The sequence below is a fragment of the Streptomyces sp. NPDC060000 genome, assembly GCF_042737375.1.
In the GTDB taxonomy this organism is placed as follows: domain Bacteria; phylum Actinomycetota; class Actinomycetes; order Streptomycetales; family Streptomycetaceae; genus Streptomyces.
On sequence record NZ_JBHWUU010000050.1, the window covers coordinates 23,672 to 39,672 of the forward strand.

Sequence of the window (16,001 nt, forward strand, 5' to 3'; positions counted from 1 at the left end):
TCGACGCGCCGGCCCGATAGGGTCGGAGGCAGTCGTCCGGTACGCCGTCACGCGCGTGCGTGACGGACGACAGCAGATCTGACGAGGAGGCCATTGCCGCGCACGGGTTGCGAACACCCCACCGGCAATGGCCTTCTTCGCATGTGCACCACGTGAAAGAGGCGGGATCTTCCATGACCACCAAGGCCCAGAAGAGCGACGACGGCAAACTACGCGGCCGGTTCATGCTGAAGCTGTCCGGGGAGGCATTCTCCGGTGGCGGGGGCCTGGGCGTGGACCCCGACGTGGTGCACAAGGTCGCCCGTGAGATCGCCGCCGTCGTCCGTGACGGCGCCGAGATCGCGGTCGTCATCGGCGGCGGCAACTTCTTCCGCGGCGCCGAACTCCAGCAGCGCGGCATGGACCGCGCCCGCTCGGACTACATGGGCATGCTCGGCACGGTCATGAACTGCCTCGCCCTCCAGGACTTCCTGGAGAAGGAGGGCATCGACAGCCGCGTGCAGACCGCCATCACCATGGGCCAGGTCGCCGAGCCCTACATCCCGCTGCGTGCCGTGCGGCACCTGGAGAAGGGCCGCGTGGTCATCTTCGGTGCCGGTATGGGCATGCCGTACTTCTCCACCGACACCACCGCCGCCCAGCGCGCCCTGGAGATCGACGCCGAGGCGCTGCTGATGGGCAAGAACGGCGTGGACGGCGTCTACGACTCCGACCCGAAGACCAACCCGGCGGCCGTCAAGTTCGACGCCCTCGGCTACGGCGAGGTCATCACCCGCGACCTGAAGGTCGCGGACATGACCGCGATCACGCTGTGCCGTGACAACAAGCTCCCGATCCTCGTCTTCGAGCTCCTGACGGAGGGCAATATCGCTCGCGCCGTCAGGGGTGAGAAGATCGGCACGCTTGTGGGTGAGCAAGGCAGCCGGGCCTGACCGGAAGAACCCCGGTCTCGCACGACAACACCTGACCGGGGGACGGACCCTGGTCGGGGGATGGACAATGTCCTGCCGGTCGGGAACCGTGCAGGAAGAAGACGCGACGCAGCCGGCCGGCCTCCGCAAGGAACCGCAGCCGGGCCTACTCAAGACACGCAGGAGCAAGTGGTGATCGAAGAGACCCTCCTCGAGGCCGAGGAGAAGATGGAGAAGGCCGTCGTGGTCGCCAAGGAGGACTTCGCCGCGATCCGCACCGGCCGTGCGCACCCGGCGATGTTCAACAAGATCGTTGCCGACTACTACGGCGCACTGACGCCGATCAACCAGCTGGCTTCGTTCTCCGTGCCGGAGCCGCGCATGGCGGTCGTGACGCCGTTCGACAAGACCGCGCTGCGCAACATCGAGCAGGCGATCCGCGACTCCGACCTGGGCGTCAACCCGAGCAACGACGGCAACATCATCCGAGTGGTGTTCCCCGAGCTGACCGAGGAGCGCCGCCGCGACTACATCAAGGTCGCCAAGGGCAAGGGCGAGGACGCCAAGGTGTCCATCCGCGCGGTCCGCCGCAAGGCCAAGGACGCGATCGACAAGCTGATCAAGGACGGCGAGGTCGGCGAGGACGAGGGCCGCCGTGCCGAGAAGGAGCTCGACGACACCACCGCGAAGTACGTCGCCCAGGTGGACGAGCTCCTGAAGCACAAGGAATCGGAGCTGCTCGAGGTCTGATGAACGACTCTTCCTGGGGCTCACCGCCACACGCCGGGTCGCGGGCCGGGTACTGGGGGCCCGCCGACCAGGCGCCCGTCCAAGGGGCCGCCCCGGCGGGTCCCGCGTACGATGCGCCTGAGGCGCAGCAGACTCGCCCCATGCCCATCGTCCCCGACGTACCCGCACACGGCGGAAACCAGGATGACGACCGGGGGGCCGCTCGGCTGGGCGGCCCCCCGTTCCCAGCCGAGCCCTACGGCGACGCGCCCTACGGCAACCAGCCGTACATCGACGCCGCCCGACGCCACGACACACCGTCGGCACAGCCCCCTGCGGCGGTGCCGCAGAATCCGGAGCCCATGCCCGACGCCCCTCAGCCGGCGCCCGCCCCGCAGAAGAAGAGTGCGGGCCGCGACCTGGGCGCGGCCATAGGGGTCGGGGTCGGGCTCGGTGCGGTCATCGTCGCGTCGCTGTTCGTCGTCAAGGCCGTGTTCATCGGCGTGATAGCGGTCGCCGTCGTCGTGGGCCTGTGGGAGCTGACCAGCAGGCTGCAGGAGCGCAAGGGCATCAGGGCGCCGCTCGTGCCGCTAGCGGTCGGCGGTGCCGCGATGATCGTCGCCGGATACGTCCGGGGACCCGAGGGCGCTTGGGTCGCGATGGCTCTCACCGCGCTCGCGGTGCTGGTCTGGCGGATGACCGAACCGCCCGAGGGCTACCTCAAGGACGTCACGGCCGGCGTCTTCGCGGCCTTCTACGTGCCGTTCCTCGCCACGTTCGTCGCCCTGATGCTCACCGCCGACGACGGAGCGTTCCGTGTCATGACGTTCCTGGTCCTGACGGTCGTCAGCGACACGGGCGCGTACGCCGTCGGCTGGCGCTTCGGCAGAACCAAGCTCGCCCCGCGCATCAGCCCGGGCAAGACCCGCGAGGGCCTGCTCGGGGCGGTGTCGTTCGCGATGGTCGCCGGCGCGCTGTGCATGCAGTTCCTGATCGACGACGGCACCTGGTGGCAGGGGCTGCTGCTCGGCTTCGCCGTCGCGGCCAGCGCCACGCTCGGCGACCTCGGCGAGTCCATGATCAAGCGGGACCTGGGCATCAAGGACATGGGCACGCTGCTCCCGGGCCACGGGGGCATCATGGACCGGCTCGACTCGCTCCTGCCCACGGCTCCCGTGGTCTGGCTGCTGCTCGTCCTGTTCGTGGGTTCCGGCTGACCCACGCGGCACAACGGGTTCATGCGGGCCGCCTCCCTTTGCTTCTGTGCGGGGAGGGGGCCCGTATCTCATGTACTCCTGCCTCGCTGCTCGCAGCGATCAACGACGCGCGCCGGGCACCGCTACCGTCGACGCCGGCTCGTCCTGCCCACGGCCTCCGCCGAGGGCTGGGCGAGCGAGCTCGTCACCAGGGCCGTGAGGGGAACGAGAAACTGAGCGAGCGGGCGGTCGAGCTCACCAGGTACGTGCGGGCACCCCACGGCAGTTGCGTCTGAGCTTCAGCACATGTTGATCATGCGAATGGCGACAGGCCCTTGCCCTCCAGATGAGCGAGCAACGAGTCAAGGCATGCGTCTGGCGTGGCCAGGTCGGCTCGGAAGAACGAGTCCTCGCCGAGCGGCCCACCGCTGACGATGACCATCCATGCCGTCCGCCGCTCAACCATGCGGTCACCGTCGACCTTGAAGAAGGTTGTGACTCCGCGCGCGGCCAGCCACTCCATCAGTTCAAGCATGTCCACTCGCACCCCTCCGGAGAGATCATCCCGCTCCCGGTGGTACGCCCCCTGGGCCGTCCCTGGGTTGTGCGAGGCCGTCCAACCATGACAGAGAGCGCCCAGGGGTGACCGCCCCCACCCCGTTCTGGGCCTGGGCCGGTGGAGTTGATCTGCGACACTGGAAGGGTTATGCCGAAGCCCGGAGAACTTACTTTCGTTGCCCCCCGCGGAGCCAAGAAGCCGCCGCGGCATCTTGCCGACCTCTCGCCCGCCGAGCGGAAGGAGGTCGTGGCGGAGATCGGTGAGAAGCCGTTCCGTGCCAAGCAGCTCTCGCAGCACTACTTCGCGCGTTACGCGCACGACCCGGCGGAGTGGACCGACATCCCCGCCGGTGCCCGCGACAAGCTGCGTGAGGCGCTGCTGCCGGACCTGATGTCGGTGGTCCGGCATCTGTCGACCGACGAGGGGACCACCCGCAAGACCCTGTGGCGGCTGTTCGACGGCACGCTCGTGGAGTCGGTACTGATGCGGTACCCGGACCGGGTGACCATGTGCATCAGCTCGCAGGCGGGGTGCGGGATGAACTGCCCGTTCTGCGCCACCGGGCAGGCGGGGCTGGACCGGAACCTGTCCACCGCCGAGATCGTGCACCAGATCGTCGACGGGATGCGGGCCCTGCGGGACGGAGAGGTGCCGGGGGGGCCTGCCAGGCTCAGCAACATCGTCTTCATGGGTATGGGCGAGCCGCTCGCCAACTACAAGCGGGTCGTCGGTGCCATCCGGGCGCTCACCGACCCGGCTCCCGACGGGCTCGGGCTCTCGCAGCGCGGGATCACCGTGTCGACGGTCGGCCTGGTGCCCGCCATCCACCGGTTCTCCGACGAGGGCTTCAAGTGCCGGCTGGCGATCTCCCTGCACGCGCCGGACGACGAACTGCGCGACACCCTGGTCCCCGTGAACACGCGGTGGAAGGTGCGCGAGGTGCTGGAGGCCGGGTTCGAGTACACCGAGCGGTCCGGGCGTCGGCTGTCCATCGAGTACGCGCTGATCCGCGACATCAACGACCAGGCCTGGCGTGGTGACCGGCTCGGGCGGCTGCTGCGGGGCAAGCCGGTGCACGTCAACCTCATCCCGCTCAACCCGACGCCGGGGTCGAAGTGGACGGCCTCCCGGCCCGAGGACGAGAAGGCGTTCGTCGAGGCGATCGCCGCGCACGGGGTGCCCGTCACGGTCCGGGACACCCGTGGTCAGGAGATCGACGGGGCGTGCGGTCAGCTCGCGGCGACCGAGCGGTAGTCTGAGGACCGTACACATCTTCATATTCCGACAGGGGAGCGCCACAGCGCTGAGAGTGCGGCATCCAGGCCCGCAGACCCTCTGAACCTCGCCCAGGTCATTCTGGGTAGGAAGTTCGGTCATCACTCGAGCTGTTGCGCCCTGCCCGGCGTCCGTCGCGGACCCGGGCGGGGCCGCGTCTCTTCCTGGTCAACCCAGGAGGAAAACCAGTGCAGAACAAGACCTTCGTGGCCGTGGCCGTAGGGCTCGGCCTGGTCGCGCTGTCCGCGTGCGGGTCGACGGACGGGAAGGGGACGGCGGGCTCGGGGAGCTCGAAGACCGTCACCCTCGTCAGCCACGACTCGTGGGCCGTGTCCAAGGGTGTGCTCGCCGGTTTCGAGAAGGAGTCCGGGTACAAGGTGAAGGTCCTCAAGGACGGCGACGCCGGGCAGGCCGTCAACAAGGCGATCCTCACCAAGGACAACCCGCAGGGCGACGTCTTCTTCGGCGTCGACAACACGCTCCTGTCGCGCGCCCTCGACAACGGGCTGTTCCAGTCGTACGAAGCCAAGGGGCTGGGGCAGGTCGACGCGCAGTACCGGCTGGACGCCGACAAGCGCCGGGTCACTCCCGTCGACTACGGCGACATCTGCGTCAACTACGACAAGGCGTACTTCAGCGAGCACAAGCTGGCCCCGCCCGCCTCCTTCGACGACCTGGTGAAGCCCGCCTACAAGGATCTGCTCGTCACCGAGAACGCCTCCACCTCCTCGCCCGGGCTCGGCTTCCTGCTCGGCACCGCCGCGAAGTACGGCGACGGAGGCTGGGAGGGGTACTGGAAGAAGCTCAAGGCCAACGGGGTGAAGGTGGTCGACGGCTGGGAGCAGGCCTACAACGAGGAGTTCTCCGGGTCCGCCGGGGGGAAGAAGGCGAAGGCCGACCGGCCGCTCGTCGTGTCGTACGCCTCCTCGCCGCCCGCCGAGGTGATCTACGGCGACCCGAAGCCGGCCACCGCGCCGACCGGTGTCGCGTCCGGCACCTGCTTCCGGCAGATCGAGTTCGCGGGTCTGCTGAGCAACGCCTCCAACAGCAAGGGCGGCAAGGCGCTGATCGACTTCCTGATCACCAAAGAGTTCCAGGAGGACATGCCGCTCAACATGTTCGTGTACCCGGTGGTGAAGGGGGCGGCCGTCCCCGCCGAGTTCACCGAGTACGGGCCCGCCGCCAAGGACCCCGAGACCCTGGACCCCGGGAAGATCGCCGACAACCGCGACGACTGGGTCAAGTCATGGACCTCGCTCGTACTGAAGTGACCGGGCGCGGAGCCCGCACGGGGAACGTGGCACGGCTCGGTCTCATGGCCGTGCCCGTCGCGTTCTTCGCGGTCTTCTTCGCCTACCCTGTCGCCGCGATCGTCGCCCGGGGACTCGGCGCCGACGGGGGCCCGCGCTTCGGACGGCTGTGGGACGTGCTCGCGCAGTCCGGCATCCGGCACGTCCTGTGGTTCACCACCTGGCAGGCACTGGCCTCCACCGCGCTGACGCTCCTGGTCGCGCTGCCCGCCGCGTATGTCTTCGCGCGCCTGGAGTTCCCGGGCAAGCAGGTGCTGCGCGCCGTCGTCACCGTGCCGTTCGTGCTGCCGACGGTCGTCGTCGGCACGGCGTTCCTGGCGCTCGTCGGGCGCGGTGGACTGCTCGACGACCTGTGGGGCGTACGGCTGGACACCACGGTGTGGGCGATCCTGCTGGCGCACGTCTTCTTCAACTACGCGGTCGTCGTGCGGACGGTGGGCGGGCTGTGGTCGCAGCTCGACCCCCGCCAGGAGGAGGCGGCGCGGATGCTCGGCGCGTCCCGGCTGACGGCGTGGCGCACGGTCACCCTGCCCGCCCTGGGGCCCGCCGTCGCCGCCGCCGCGCTGATGGTCTTCCTGTTCACCTTCACCTCCTTCGGAGTGGTGCAGATCCTCGGTGGCCCCACCTTCTCCACCCTCGAGGTGGAGATCTACCGGCAGACCTCCGAGATCTTCGACCTGTCCACGGCCGCCGTCCTCACGATCGTCCAGTTCGTGGCCGTCGGCGTGATCCTCGCCGTGCACGCCCAGGCCGTACGGCGGCGGGAGACCGCGTTGCGGCTGGTCGACGCGTCGGTGACGGCGCGGCGACCGCGCGGGGCCGGGCAGTGGGCGCTGCTGGCCGGAGTGCTCGGCACGATCGCCGTCCTGCTGGTGCTGCCGCTCGGGGTGCTGGCGCAGCGCTCGCTCGACGCACCCGGCTTCGCCTACTACCGGGCGTTGACCAGCGACGACGGCAATGTCTTCCTGGTCCCGCCGATCGAGGCGATCGGCAACTCGCTGGAGTACGCCGTCGTCGCGACCGCGATCGCCGTGCTCGTCGGTGGGCTCGCCGCGGCCGCGCTCACCCGACGGGACGCCGGACGGCTGGTCCGTGGCTTCGACGCACTGCTGATGCTGCCGCTGGGCGTCTCCGCCGTGACCGTCGGCTTCGGGTTTCTCATCGCGCTCGACGAGCCTCCGCTGGACCTGCGCGGTACCTGGATCCTGGTGCCGCTCGCGCAGGCGCTGGTCGGCGTTCCCTTCGTCGTACGGATCATGCTGCCGGTGCTGCGGGCGGTGGACCAGCGGCTGCGTGAGGCGGCGGCCGTGCTCGGGGCGTCGCCCTGGCGGGTGTGGCGGGAGGTCGACCTGCCGATGGTGCGGCGGGCGCTGCTCGTCGCGGCCGGATTCGCCTTCGCGGTGTCGCTGGGGGAGTTCGGGGCGACGGTGTTCATCGCCCGGCCCGACAGTCCGACGCTGCCGGTCGCCGTGGCGCGACTGCTCGGTCGGGCCGGCGAGCTGAACTACGGCCAGGCGATGGCCCTTTCGACGATTCTGATGGTGGTGTGCGCGGTGGCCCTGCTGGTGCTGGAGCGGCTGCGGACCGACCGTACGGGGGAGTTCTGATGCTGCTGGAGCTGGAGCGCGCGACCGTGCGGTTCGGGGGGCGCGCCGTGCTCGACGCGGTCGGTCTCGCCGTCGCCGAGCACGAGGTGGTCTGCGTGCTGGGGCCGAGCGGCAGCGGCAAGTCGACGCTGCTGCGGGCGGTGGCCGGGCTCCAGCCGCTGGACGCCGGCCGGGTGCTGCTGGACGGGCGGGACCAGGCCGGGGTGCCCGCGCACAAGCGGGAGCTCGGGCTGATGTTCCAGGACCATCAGCTGTTCCCGCAGCGGGACGTGGGCGGCAACGTGGCCTTCGGGCTGCGGATGCGCGGCATGCCCAGGGGCCGGCAGGGCGAGCGGGTGCGGGAGTTGCTGGAACTGGTCGGGCTGCCCGGTGCGGGCGGCCGTGCGGTGGCCTCGCTCTCCGGCGGGGAACAGCAGCGGGTGGCGCTGGCCCGGGCCCTCGCGCCGCGGCCCCGGCTGCTGATGCTCGACGAGCCGCTCGGCCAGCTCGACCGGTCGCTGCGGGAGCGGCTGGTCGTCGAACTTCGGGAGTTGTTCGGCCGGTTGGGGACGACCGTGCTCGCGGTCACCCATGACCAGGGCGAGGCGTTCGCGCTCGCCGACCGGGTCGTGGTGATGCGGGACGGGCGGATCGCCCAGTCCGGTACGCCACTCGAGGTGTGGCAGCGGCCGGCGGACGAGTTCGTGGCCCGGTTCCTGGGCTTCGACAACGTGGTGGAGGCGACCGTCACGGGGGAGGCCGCGGTCACCCCGTGGGGCAAGGTGCCGGTGCCGGACGGATCGGGCCAGGGGGCGCGCACGCTGCTGGTCCGGCCTGCCGGTGTGCGCCTGGTGGGTGCGGACGAGGGACTGCGCTGCACCGTCGCCGGCCGCACCTTCCGCGGCACCCATGTCGCGGTGCACCTCCAGCCGGAGGGCGCACCGAGGCTGGAGGCGGCGTGCGCCCTGCGGGACGCGCCGGAGGTCGGAGGCGCGGTGGGGGTCTCCTTCGACGCGGGCGAGATCGTCGTACTGGACTGACGGCCGGCCGAGGGAGAGAGGCCGGCCGGGGAACGTACCGGGACATGCGGGTGGCCCGCCCGAAATGGGGACGGGCCACTCACGTACGTCCGTAGTGCGGGTCGAGCGGGTCGTGCCGGTCAGCGGTTGCTGGACCCGCGGCGACGCATCCCGAAGAACACCGCGCCACCGCCGACGACGACCAGGGCGGCCGCGACGCCGACGATCAGACCGGTGTTGGAGTTGGCACCGGTCTCGGCGAGGTTGGACTCCTGGACCGCGGGCGACGGGGCGTTGCTCGCGGAGGGTGCGGGCGCGGCGCTGTCGCTGGCCGAGTCGGACGGGGAAGCGGACGGGGTGATCGTCTCGGCCGGCGGCGGCGTGGTCTTGGTGTCCGACGGCGACGAGGACGGGGTGCTGCTCGGGCTCGACGTGTCGTCGGCCTCGCAGGCCTTGGACGGGGTGGTCACGTTCGGGCTGATGTCGGTGTCGACGAACGTCTTCTTGCCCTTGACGGCCAGGACGTGGACCCGGTACTCGGCGTTCGGCTCCCAGTCCTCGGCGAAGGAGACGGTGACGCCCTTCTTCGAGCCCACGACCGTCTGTTCCGTGCCGACCTGCCGGAGGTCGGCGCCGTTGTTCTCGAGGAAGACGGTGATGACGGCCGGGACGCCCGTGGGGTCCTTGTCGGTGACGGTGATGACGCCCTTCGTGCCGTCACAGGCGGCAGTGGCGGAGAACTCGCTGATGTCGCAGGCCAGCGCGGTGCCGGCGGCGCTGAGCGCGAGGGCGGCGGAGGCGGCGGTGACACCGAGCATGCGCACCGAACGGGCGGCGGTACGGCGGGAAAGGGACACGTTTGTCCTTTACGGGAAGCGCAACTGCGGGGGGTGGAGGGGAAGATGGCGCCCCCGGTGAGCCGAACGCGTCACCATCCCCAGCAGAACCACAGGTCTATAAGCGTTCCATAAGAAGTGTCAATGCGAGGATGCCTCTGAGCGGCTGGCTTTGCCCGCTTATTAACCACCGAGACGTTTCAACGCCTCCGGAGCCTCCTCGATCCGGTCAACCAGGGCGATACGGGACTCCATCGCCCGCTCCTGGGCGAGTGACCGCAAGAGCGGCCAGGCGGGCAGCCGTTGTGTCCAGTGCGTCCGGTCCACGAGCACCATGGGGGTCGGCTCGCCCCGCGACCCGTAGTAGTTGGGCGTCGCGTTGTCGAAGATCTCCTGTACGGTCCCGGCGGCGCCCGGCAGGAACACCACTCCCGCGGTGCAGCGGGCCAACAGGCCGTCCTCGCGGGTGGCGTTGGAGAAGTACTTGGCGAGGTGCGCGGCAAACGGGTTCGGCGGCTCGTGGCCGTAGAACCACGTGGGGATGCCGACCGAGGGGCCGCCGCCCGGCCAGCCGGCCCGCACCTCGAAGGCGGCCTTCGCCCATTCGGTGATCGAGGGCGTGAACTTCGGTGCCTTGGCAAGGATACGGAGGGCGCCGGTGAGCATCTCGTCGTCGAAGGGGGCCGCGTAGGCGCCGAGGTTCGCCGCCTCCATCGCGCCGGGTCCGCCTCCGGTCGCCACCATGAGCCCCGCACGGGCGAGTTCACGGCCGAGGCGGGCCGCGCCGGCGTACGCGTCCGTGCCGCGTGCCATGGCGTGGCCGCCCATGACGCCCACCACGCGCTCTCCGACGAGGAGTTCGTCGAGCGCGTCGGTGACGGCGTCGTCGTGGATCGAGCGGAGCATCGACCCGAAGATGTCGCCGTCCGCCTTCGTGTGCTGGAACCAGGCGTACGTACGGGCGTCCGGTGTCGCCTCGTAGCCCTCGTCCAGGGACGCGAACAACTCGTCGGGGGAGTAGACGAAACCGCGGTACGGGTCGAAGGACAGGCCCGGTACGGGCGGGAAGACCAGGGCGCCGGAGGCGCGGGACTTCGTGGCCGCCTCCGGTTCCATCGGGCAGCCGAGGAAGACGGCGCCCGAGGTGTCCAGGGCGAGGAGGACGTCCGTACGGGCCGTCAGATCGACGGACTGGACGCGGAAGTGGGAGAGCGTGCCGTGGGTGCGGGCCACCTCGTCGAACTCGGCGAGGGACTCGATCTCACGGTCGTGGGAGCCGTCGAACGGCTGGGCGGGTGTCGTCGGATGCACCCGCCCATGCTAGGCAGCGCGGAACGGCGAGCGGGTCAGCTCTGGACGGTCGAGGGGTCCATCCATACGACCTCCCAGGTATGGCCGTCGAGGTCGTCGAACGAACGGCCGTACATGAAACCCATGTCCTGGGTCTCACCGCTCGGGGAGCCGCCCAGCGCGAGCGCCCTGTCGACGAGCTCGTCGACCTTCTGGCGGCTCTGGGCGCTCAGGGCGATCAGGACCTCGCTGGTCTTCGCGGCGTCCGCGATCTCCTTCTTGGTGAACGTCGAGTAGAACGGCTTGGTGAGCAGCATCACCACGATCGTGTCGCTGATCACCACGGAGGCCGCGTTGTCGTCGCTGAACTGCGGGTTGATCGTGTAGCCGAGCTCCGTGAAGAACTTCTTCGAGGCGTCGAGGTCGTTCACGGGCAGGTTCACGAAGATCATCTGCTGGTAGGCCGGGGTGGTCATCTGGTCTCTCCCAGGGAGTTCGTGCCGCTGGTGTGTCGTGTCGGTGAGGTAGACCGGTGGGCCGCGCGGAACTAATCGGCGGGGGCGACCCTTCCGCGCGGACGTTTTCTGCCCGCGGGAGTGCTTCAGCGCGTCAGCGGGAGGGCCGCCAGTTCGGCCACGATCAGGGTGAGCGGGACGAACAGGGCGAGCAGGGCGCCGGTGCGCAGGGCTGCGGCGCTGCGCAGCGTCTTGGCCGGGGCGCCGAGGCGGAGCAGGGCGGCGGTGGTGTCGGCGCGGACCTGCCTCGCCTCGACGGCCGCCGTCAGGAGCGTGGCGACGGTGCAGCCCACCACGATCAGCGCGCCGAGGGCGGTGAGCGGGCCGAAGGACGGGTCCGCCGGGTCGTAGAGCATGGCCATCGTGTACGCGCCGGAGGCCACCGCGCAGACCACGCCCAGCGGGCGGCCGATGCGGGACGCCTCCTGCATCAGCCCGCGGCCCGCGAGGAGGCGGAGCGCGCCGGGGCGGGCCGCTTGCAGCAGAAGGCCGCAGAGGTGGGTGAGGCCGGGACCGGCGAGGGCCAGTCCCACGGCGGTCAGGGTCCAGCCGAGGAGGACCGCGGCGGGGCCGGTGGGCAGGCCGCCGGGGAGGGGAAGGGTGCTGGGGTTCGCGGTGCGGTTCGCGTACGCCTCCACGGCCAGACCGGCGGCGAGGAGGGCGGTGCCCCAGGGAAGGGCGGTGGGATGGGGCGGTTGCGTCTGCGAGCCCGCCATGCCGGGGGCGGGGAGGGGGGCCTGGGCGTGGGCGTCCGCAGAGGCCGGGACCGGGTGCGGGGACAGGGCCGGGGACGCGGAGGGTGTGCCGTCCGGAGTCCGCGACGAGGCGTCGACCAGGGCTGAGGCGATCGACAGGGTCGCCGTGCCCGGCGCTGACGGGGTACCGCCCGCTGCCGGGTCGTCGGGCACCGCCTCGCCGGGACGACCGTCCGGAGCCGGCGCCGTGCGGGACGGCTGGACGCCTGCCGCCAGGGCGGGAGCCGCCTCGGCGGGACGGCCGTCCGTCGCCCCGGTGGGGGTCGGCGCGGAGAGGTCACCGCCCGCGGCCGGGTGGGACCGCCGGGCGTCGGCCGCCGGGGCGGGAGCCGCCTCGGCGGGACGGCCGTCCGGCGTCGTGCGGGAGGGGTGGACGTCCACCGCGGCCGGGTGGGACCGCCGGGCGTCAGTCGCCGGGGCGGTGGCCGCCTCGGCGGGACCACCGCCATCCGCCGGGTGGGACGGTCGGGCACCACTCAGCCTTGCCCCGAAGCGGCCGTACTCCCCGAACCTGTCGCCCCGTGCTGTCCTGCCGTACGCCCCGAACCGGCCGAACATCCGCGGGACCGCCCGGGCCGCCACGCGCGCGTCCCGCGGGCGGAGCATCAGCGCGACCGCGAGGGACGAGGCCACCGGGACCAGTGCCAGCAGGGTCAGGGACGCCGGCAGCGGGAGAGGCTGGTTCGCCGCCAGGAAGTCACGGGCCGCTCCGTCGAACGGCATGCCCGTGAGGTCACCGCGCAGATGGAGGAAGAGGAGAAGGGCCAGCATGGAGCCGAGCAGCGTCGACAGGGCCGTCGTCATCGCCGAGACGGCCATCAGACGGGCCGGGCCCAGGCCGATCGCCGCCAGTCCTGGGCGCGGCCGGGTGCCGGGGTCGGCGCGGGCCACCGCCAGGGCGAAGTAGACCGTCGCGGCCAGCGGGACCGCGCACCAGGCGAGGCGGAGCACGGACGCGGCCGGGGCGTCGGGGTGGGTGAGGGCGTGCCCGAGGGTGCACAGGAGGAGGAAGCCGGTGCCCGCCGAGGCCGTCGCCACCAGGAGGCGGCGGAGCTGGACGGCGGGGTGGGCGCTGCGCGTCAGACGGAGAGCGAGCACGCGGCCCCCCGGCCTTCCGGCTCCGCGACCGGCGGCAGATGCACCGTCTTCACCCGGCGGCCGTCAAGGAGCGGCACCGTGCGGTCGGCGAGGGCGGCGGTCTCCGGGTCGTGGGTGGCCAGTACCACGGTGATGCCGTGGGAACGGGCCGCCGTCGTCAGGGTGCGCAGGACGTGGGCCCGGTCCGCGCGGTGGAGGGGGGCCGTCGGCTCGTCCGCGAAGAGGACCGAGGGGGCCGGGGCCAGGGCGCGGGTGATGCAGACCCGCTGGCGCTCGGCCTGGGTCAGTTCGTGCGGGCGGCTGCCGGACCTGTCGCCGATGTCCAGGCGGTCCAGCCATTCCAGCGCGGCGACCTTGGCCCGGCGGCGGCTGGTGCCGCGCAGCATCAGGGGCAGGGCCGCGTTCTCCCAGACGTTGAGTTCGGGGACGAGGACCGGTACCGGGTCGATCCAGCCGAAGCGGTCGCGGCGCAGCCGTTCGCGGGCCATCGGGCCCATCGTGTGCACGGGCACGCTGTTGAACCAGACCTCGCCGCGCTGGGCGCGCACCAGGCCGGACAGACAGCGCAGCAGGGTCGTCTTGCCGCTGCCGCGCGGCCCGCTGACGGCGAGGATCTCGCCCTCCCGCACGCCCAGCGAGACACCGCCGAGCGCCGGTGAGCCGTCGCGGTGCGTGAAGTAGAGGGAGCGTGCCCACAGCACGTCGTCGTCCGGCGGGGCCTCCATGGGCGTGCACCTCGGTTCAGATCCGTAGTTCCCGTGTCGTTCCCCCGTGCGGGGGAACGAAGGCAGGGCCGATCGGTCACTCGCACGCTAGGCAGCCAGGACGGGAAGGCCGGACAGCACACGGCCCCGGGTCGCCGTTTCTCACTCGAACGGTCGACACCGGGGCCGGTGTTGATCAGCTGATCAGGCTGACGATCAGAGCTTCGTCCACGCCTCCGTCAGCGTCGCGCGCAGGATCTGCTCGATCTCGTCGAAGGTCTCCTGGTTGGAGATCAGCGGCGGGGCGAGCTGGACGACCGGGTCGCCGCGGTCGTCGGCACGGCAGTACAGGCCGTTGTCGTACAGCGCCTTGGAGAGGAAGCCGTACAGGACGCGCTCGGTCTCCTCGTCGTTGAACGATTCCTTCGTCGCCTTGTCCTTCACCAGCTCGATGCCGTAGAAGAAGCCGTTGCCGCGGACGTCGCCGACGATCGGGAGATCGTGCAGCTTCTCCAGGGTCGAGCGGAACGCGCCCTCGTTGTCGAGCACGTGCTGGTTGAGGCCCTCGCGCTCGAACAGGTCGAGGTTGGCGAGGCCGACCGCCGCGGAGACCGGGTGACCGCCGAAGGTGTAGCCGTGCAGGAAGGTGTTGTCGCCCTTGTAGAACGGCTCGGCCAGCTTGTCGCTGATGATGCAGGCGCCGATCGGGGAGTAGCCCGAGGTCATGCCCTTGGCGCAGGTGATCATGTCCGGGACGTAGCCGAACTTGTCGCAGGCGAACATCGTGCCCAGGCGGCCGAAGGCGCAGATGACCTCGTCCGAGACGAGCAGCACGTCGTACTGGTCGCAGATCTCGCGCACCCGCTGGAAGTAGCCGGGCGGGGGCGGGAAGCAGCCGCCGGCGTTCTGGACCGGCTCCAGGAAGACCGCGGCGACGGTGTCCGGGCCCTCCATGAGGATCTGCTGCTCGATCTGGTCGGCGGCCCAGCGGCCGAAGGCCTCGGGGTCGTCGCCGAACAGCGGGGCGCGGTAGATGTTGGTGTTCGGCACCTTGTGCGCGCCCGGGACGAGCGGCTCGAAGGGGGCCTTCAGGGCCGGCAGGCCGGTGATCGACAGGGCGCCCTGCGGGGTGCCGTGGTAGGCGACCGCGCGGGAGATGACCTTGTACTTGGTCGGCTTGCCGGTGAGCTTGAAGTACTGCTTGGCGAGCTTCCAGGCGGTCTCGACCGCCTCGCCGCCGCCGGTGGTGAAGAAGACCTTGTTCAGGTCGGCCGGGGCGTGGTGGGCCAGACGCTCCGCCAGTTCCACGGCCTTCGGGTGGGCGTAGGACCACACCGGGAAGAACGCCAGCTCCTGGGCCTGCTTGAAGGCCGCCTCGGCGAGTTCCACGCGCCCGTGCCCGGCCTGGACCACGAACAGACCCGCGAGACCGTCGAGGTAGCGCCTGCCCTTGTCGTCGTAGATGTAGGTGCCCTCGCCCCGGACAATGGTCGGGACCGGCGAGTTCTCGTACGAGGACATGCGGGTGAAGTGCATCCACAGGTGGTCGTACGCGGTGCGGCTGAGGTCCTTGGTGCTCACGGTTATCGGGTCCTCACGGTTATCGGGTTCCCCACATGTAGGTCTGCTTCTTCAGCTTCAGGTAGACGAAGCTCTCGGTGGAGCGCACGCCGGGCAGGGCACGGATGCGTTTGTTGATGACGTCCAGCAGGTGGTCGTCGTCCTCGCAGACGATCTCGGCGAGGATGTCGTACGAGCCCGCGGTCATCACCACGTACTCGACCTCCGCCATGTCGGTCAGCGCTTCCGCTATCGACTCGACATCGCCCTCGACGTTGATCCCGACCATCGCCTGCCGACGGAAGCCCACGGTGAGCGGGTCCGTGACGGCGACGATCTGCATCACGCCCTGGTCGAGCAGCTTCTGGACGCGCTGGCGCACGGCCGCCTCGGAGAGGCCGACGGCCTTGCCGATCGCGGCGTACGGCCGACGGCCGTCCTCCTGGAGCTGCTGGATGATGGCGAGGCTGACGGCATCCAGGTGAGGGGTGCTGCCGTTCCTGGACTCGCGGGAGTCCCTGTGCTCTGCGCTTCGACTGGCCACGGCCACACTGTGCACGAGGTCTCGACGGTTCCGCAAGGTCGATGCGATGAAATTCGTTGTTTACGTGTGGGAGATCTGCGGATTCCGCAGCCGCGATGGGATCAGGGGTGTTGA

The 16,001-nt window shown here is 70.7% G+C and carries 15 protein-coding genes and 1 riboswitch; of the genes, 7 read left to right on the forward strand and 8 right to left on the reverse strand.

Annotated elements, in window-relative coordinates; all coding sequences use genetic code 11:
- Positions 1 to 173: 173 nt before the first annotated feature.
- The 3 genes from pyrH to ACFWBB_RS25035 all read left to right on the forward strand — a co-directional run bounded on the left by pyrH (position 174) and on the right by ACFWBB_RS25035 (position 2,857).
- Positions 174 to 932: a UMP kinase gene (pyrH, locus tag ACFWBB_RS25025; protein WP_385276623.1), complete on the forward strand. Its 759-nt coding sequence runs from the start codon at positions 174 to 176 to the stop codon at positions 930 to 932.
- 171 nt (positions 933 to 1,103) lie between these two features.
- Positions 1,104 to 1,661 (forward strand): ribosome recycling factor, encoded by a 558-nt coding sequence (gene frr / locus ACFWBB_RS25030; RefSeq protein ID WP_385276626.1) that lies wholly within the window; start codon positions 1,104 to 1,106, stop codon positions 1,659 to 1,661.
- A complete protein-coding gene (locus ACFWBB_RS25035) occupies positions 1,661 to 2,857 on the forward strand; it encodes a phosphatidate cytidylyltransferase (protein ID WP_385276629.1) in 1,197 nt (398 codons plus the stop codon). The genes frr and ACFWBB_RS25035 overlap by 1 nt, the downstream gene beginning before the upstream one ends.
- Before the next feature lie 292 nt (positions 2,858 to 3,149).
- Here the strand turns inward: ACFWBB_RS25035 and ACFWBB_RS25040 are convergent, their stop codons facing one another.
- The gene (locus tag ACFWBB_RS25040) at positions 3,150 to 3,371 is read right to left on the reverse strand and encodes a hypothetical protein (RefSeq protein ID WP_385276632.1); all 222 of its coding nucleotides are present in this window, start codon (positions 3,369 to 3,371) and stop codon (positions 3,150 to 3,152) included.
- Between the two features lie 171 nt (positions 3,372 to 3,542).
- Here ACFWBB_RS25040 and rlmN point away from each other — a divergent pair, with 171 nt between their 5' ends.
- From rlmN to ACFWBB_RS25060, 4 genes are all read left to right on the forward strand, one after another.
- Positions 3,543 to 4,649 carry a 23S rRNA (adenine(2503)-C(2))-methyltransferase RlmN gene (gene rlmN, locus ACFWBB_RS25045; RefSeq protein ID WP_385276635.1) on the forward strand — a complete coding sequence of 369 codons (1,107 nt, stop codon included), beginning with the start codon at positions 3,543 to 3,545 and terminating at the stop codon, positions 4,647 to 4,649.
- Positions 4,650 to 4,671: 22 nt separating this feature from the next.
- Positions 4,672 to 4,780, forward strand: a riboswitch (TPP riboswitch).
- Between the two features lie 78 nt (positions 4,781 to 4,858).
- Positions 4,859 to 5,941, forward strand: coding sequence for a thiamine ABC transporter substrate binding subunit (locus ACFWBB_RS25050; protein WP_385276638.1), 1,083 nt, complete (start codon positions 4,859 to 4,861; stop codon positions 5,939 to 5,941).
- Complete coding sequence (locus ACFWBB_RS25055; RefSeq protein WP_385276642.1) at positions 5,917 to 7,587, forward strand: ABC transporter permease; 1,671 nt, start codon at positions 5,917 to 5,919, stop codon at positions 7,585 to 7,587. The genes ACFWBB_RS25050 and ACFWBB_RS25055 overlap by 25 nt, the downstream gene beginning before the upstream one ends.
- The gene (locus ACFWBB_RS25060) at positions 7,587 to 8,606 is read left to right on the forward strand and encodes an ABC transporter ATP-binding protein (RefSeq protein WP_385276645.1); all 1,020 of its coding nucleotides are present in this window, start codon (positions 7,587 to 7,589) and stop codon (positions 8,604 to 8,606) included. The genes ACFWBB_RS25055 and ACFWBB_RS25060 overlap by 1 nt, the downstream gene beginning before the upstream one ends.
- Before the next feature lie 119 nt (positions 8,607 to 8,725).
- On the opposite strand, the gene ACFWBB_RS25065 is transcribed toward ACFWBB_RS25060, so the two are convergent.
- From ACFWBB_RS25065 to ACFWBB_RS25095, 7 genes are all read right to left on the reverse strand, one after another.
- Positions 8,726 to 9,442, reverse strand: a complete 717-nt coding sequence (locus ACFWBB_RS25065; protein WP_385276648.1) for an LAETG motif-containing sortase-dependent surface protein — start codon at positions 9,440 to 9,442, stop codon at positions 8,726 to 8,728.
- Positions 9,443 to 9,604: 162 nt separating this feature from the next.
- Positions 9,605 to 10,732 (reverse strand): LOG family protein, encoded by a 1,128-nt coding sequence (locus ACFWBB_RS25070; RefSeq protein WP_385276651.1) that lies wholly within the window; start codon positions 10,730 to 10,732, stop codon positions 9,605 to 9,607.
- 35 nt (positions 10,733 to 10,767) lie between these two features.
- A complete protein-coding gene (locus tag ACFWBB_RS25075; RefSeq protein WP_385276654.1) occupies positions 10,768 to 11,187 on the reverse strand; it encodes a VOC family protein in 420 nt (139 codons plus the stop codon).
- A gap of 125 nt (positions 11,188 to 11,312) precedes the next feature.
- Positions 11,313 to 13,079 (reverse strand): hypothetical protein, encoded by a 1,767-nt coding sequence (locus tag ACFWBB_RS25080; RefSeq protein WP_385276657.1) that lies wholly within the window; start codon positions 13,077 to 13,079, stop codon positions 11,313 to 11,315.
- Complete coding sequence (locus ACFWBB_RS25085; protein WP_385276660.1) at positions 13,061 to 13,804, reverse strand: ABC transporter ATP-binding protein; 744 nt, start codon at positions 13,802 to 13,804, stop codon at positions 13,061 to 13,063. Before ACFWBB_RS25085 ends, ACFWBB_RS25080 begins: the two co-directional genes overlap by 19 nt.
- 195 nt (positions 13,805 to 13,999) lie before the next feature.
- A complete protein-coding gene (locus ACFWBB_RS25090; RefSeq protein WP_385276663.1) occupies positions 14,000 to 15,364 on the reverse strand; it encodes an aspartate aminotransferase family protein in 1,365 nt (454 codons plus the stop codon).
- 19 nt (positions 15,365 to 15,383) lie between these two features.
- Positions 15,384 to 15,902, reverse strand: a complete 519-nt coding sequence (locus ACFWBB_RS25095; RefSeq protein ID WP_385276666.1) for an Lrp/AsnC family transcriptional regulator — start codon at positions 15,900 to 15,902, stop codon at positions 15,384 to 15,386.
- Positions 15,903 to 16,001 lie beyond the last annotated feature (99 nt).